The sequence below is a fragment of the Pseudomonas sp. AGC41 genome, assembly GCF_057334555.1.
Window position 1 is genome coordinate 1 of the sequence record NZ_JBHFJB010000063.1, and the last position, 2,758, is coordinate 2,758.

3 protein-coding genes are annotated in these 2,758 nt (G+C 60.7%); 2 read left to right on the plus strand and 1 reads right to left on the minus strand.

From position 1 onward, the window contains the following. Positions 1-92: 92 nt before the first annotated feature. On the minus strand, positions 93-308 hold the full coding sequence (locus ACE04F_RS11835; RefSeq protein WP_486106876.1) for a phage infection protein: 216 nt from the start codon (positions 306-308) through the stop codon (positions 93-95). A gap of 500 nt (positions 309-808) precedes the next feature. Here ACE04F_RS11835 and ACE04F_RS11840 point away from each other — a divergent pair, with 500 nt between their 5' ends. Both ACE04F_RS11840 and ACE04F_RS11845 read left to right on the plus strand, forming a co-directional pair. Beyond that, a complete protein-coding gene (locus tag ACE04F_RS11840) occupies positions 809-1,354 on the plus strand; it encodes a TRAP transporter small permease (protein ID WP_486106878.1) in 546 nt (181 codons plus the stop codon). Then, positions 1,351-2,631, plus strand: a complete 1,281-nt coding sequence (locus ACE04F_RS11845) for a TRAP transporter large permease subunit (RefSeq protein WP_486106880.1) — start codon at positions 1,351-1,353, stop codon at positions 2,629-2,631. Before ACE04F_RS11840 ends, ACE04F_RS11845 begins: the two co-directional genes overlap by 4 nt. Positions 2,632-2,758: the final 127 nt, after the last annotated feature.

Genomic DNA, 2,758 nt, shown 5'->3' on the forward strand with positions numbered 1-2,758 from the left:
ATTCAACCCGGTTCTCCAGCAATAACCGGCTGGCAGGTTGACGACTGCTGCGCAGCCGAGCGGGAGCAAGCTCCCTCGCCACAAAAGCGCTTTCATGCAGTGCTGCGTTCGCGCAGCTCCTGCAAGCGATCAGCCCCGCCTTCAGCCACGCGATTCTGAATCAGACGATCAGAGCCACCCTCAGCCAGCTGCTGCGCCGCCTGGCCATGGGAAGGGGAGCTTTGGGCCAAGGCCGCCGTCGACAAGCCGACACCGCCAACCAGCGTCAGGGCGATTGCGAGGGATGAAAGTTTCGAGAAATTGAACATGGTGATTCTCCTTGCACGTTATTGAGTGGGCCGTGGCAGCGCCTGTGTGCTGCTGTCCGGTGTGTGCAGTTAAACGCGCAGGTGTATCGGCGATGTGTGCCTGGGAGGCGTGAAATCGGCGAATTCGTATCAATTCGCTGCCCATATACACAGCGATACAAATCCCCCACAAGCAGCGGTGAACAGACCGTAAACCGATGATCAGTGACCGATAATCGCACGCTAGTTCCGTCTTGATCCGTGCTCAGGCCCTGCAAGGTTATTGACCGGATTAACTGGGTAGTACATTTTAGCTGGCACTCAGCCTCGCCATGCCCAGGCAAGGCCATAATAAAAAACAGAGGTCCTCATGCGCTCCCGTCCAATGGCTTTCGCCCCGTCTCATGCCTCGCGCTCCGGTATCTGCCGGGACGTTTCAGTTTCGATCCGATAGCGCAGGCGTTTGCGCTCTGTCGCGCCGGATGCATCTCGGCGCTCGGTCAACCTGTGAGGTCTTCAAGATGACAAAAGTCGTCGATTTGTATTTCAAGCTGCTGAAGCTGCTGATTGTCCTGTGTATGGTCGCAATGATCGTGCTGGTGTTTGGCAACGTCGTGCTGCGCTATGCGTTCAACTCCGGCATCAGCGTTTCGGAAGAACTGTCGCGCTGGTTCTTCGTCTGGATGATTTTCCTCGGCGCCCTGGTGGCGCTCAAGGATCGCGCCCATCTGGGCATGAACAGCCTGGTCAAGCGCTTGCCGCCCGCCGGCAAGCGTGCCTGCCTGGTCATCAGCCACTTGCTGATGCTGTATATCTGCGGCTTGATCGTCAGCGGCAGCTGGCAACAGGCGGTGATCAACCTGGACGTGGTCGCGCCGGCTTCGGGCCTGTCGATGGCGCTGTTCTACGCCGCCGGCCTGGTGTTCGGCGTCAGCGCCACCGTCATTCTGCTGTATGAATTGTACCTGGCGCTGTTCGGCAAACTCGCGGATGACGAGCTGGTGATGGTCGCGGCCAGCGATGCTTCGGCAATCGACCACGACACCCTCAAAGGAAGCCGCCCATGACCTTGGCCATTTTCCTCGGGTCGTTGATGGGCAGCATGGCGCTGGGTATGCCGATTGCCTTTGCCTTGCTGGTGGTCAGCGTCGCGCTGATGTTCTACCTGGACCTGTTCGATGCCCAGATCATCGCGCAGAACCTGCTCAACGGCGCCGACAGCTTTCCGCTGATGGCCGTGCCGTTCTTCATGCTGGCCGGCGAAGTCATGAATGTCGGCGGCCTGTCCAAGCGCATCGTCAACATTGCCATGGCGCTGGTGGGGCACAAGCGCGGAGGCCTGGGTTATGTCGCGATCATCGCCTCCTGCCTGTTGGCCTCGCTTTCCGGTTCGGCGGTGGCTGATGCGGCGGCCCTGGCGGCGCTGCTGGTACCGATGATGGTGCTGGCCGGGCACAACCGAGGGCGTTCGGCCGGGCTGATCGCCGCCGGCAGCACCATCGCGCCGGTTATTCCGCCGAGCATCGGTTTCATCGTTTTTGGCGTGGCCTCCGGGGTATCGATCTCTAAGCTGTTCCTGGCCGGGATCGTGCCCGGGCTCATGCTCGGTGTCGGGCTCGCCATCGCCTGGTGGTTTATCTCCCGCCGCGAGAATGTCGAGACGGCACCCAAGCGCTCCCGTGCCGAGGTACTGCGCACATTGCTGGACGGCAGTTGGGCGATGGGCCTGCCGCTGATCATCATCCTCGGCCTCAAGTTCGGCATCTTCACCCCCACGGAAGCGGCGGTGGTCGCGGCCGTTTATTCGCTGTTCGTGTCGTTGGTGATCTACCGGGAAATGAAGATCAGCCAGCTGTACGAAGTGATCCTGTCGTCGGCCAGAACCACCTCGGTGGTGATGTTGCTGGTGGCGGCCGCGATGGTCTCATCGTGGCTGGTGACCATCGCCGACCTGCCGGGCCAGTTGGCCGACCTGCTGGCGCCGTTCATGGACAACCAGACTCTGCTGCTGCTGGTGATGATGGCGCTGATCATCCTGGTCGGCACGGTAATGGACATGACCCCGACCATCCTCATCCTGACGCCGGTGCTGATGCCCGCCGTGATCCAGGCGGGAATCGACCCGGTGTACTTCGGCGTGCTGTTTCTGATCAACACCGCGATTGGCCTGATCACGCCGCCCGTGGGCACGGTGCTCAACGTGGTCTGCGGCGTGGCGAAGCTGGAATTCGAGGAAATCGTGCGTGGCGTGTGGCCGTTCATGCTGGCCCAGTTTGCGGTGCTGTTCCTGCTGGTGCTGTTCCCTCAGCTCGTCCTGGGTCCGTTGAAATTCTTCACCGGGTGATGCCGGTGCAATCCGTAGCAGCTCGAAACCAACAACAATAATGATCGGAGACTGACATGCAAAAACTGATGAAAACCTTGCTCGCCGGAGCCTGCGCAACGGGCTTGCTGCTCGGCAGCGGGGGCGG

Coding starts and splice junctions, on each gene's coding strand:
- ACE04F_RS11835 (WP_486106876.1), bottom strand. CDS start 308: ATGTTCAATTTCTCGAAACTTTCATCCCTCGCAATCGCCCTGACGCTG.
- ACE04F_RS11845 (WP_486106880.1), top strand. CDS start 1,351: ATGACCTTGGCCATTTTCCTCGGGTCGTTGATGGGCAGCATGGCGCTG.
- ACE04F_RS11840 (WP_486106878.1), top strand. CDS start 809: ATGACAAAAGTCGTCGATTTGTATTTCAAGCTGCTGAAGCTGCTGATT.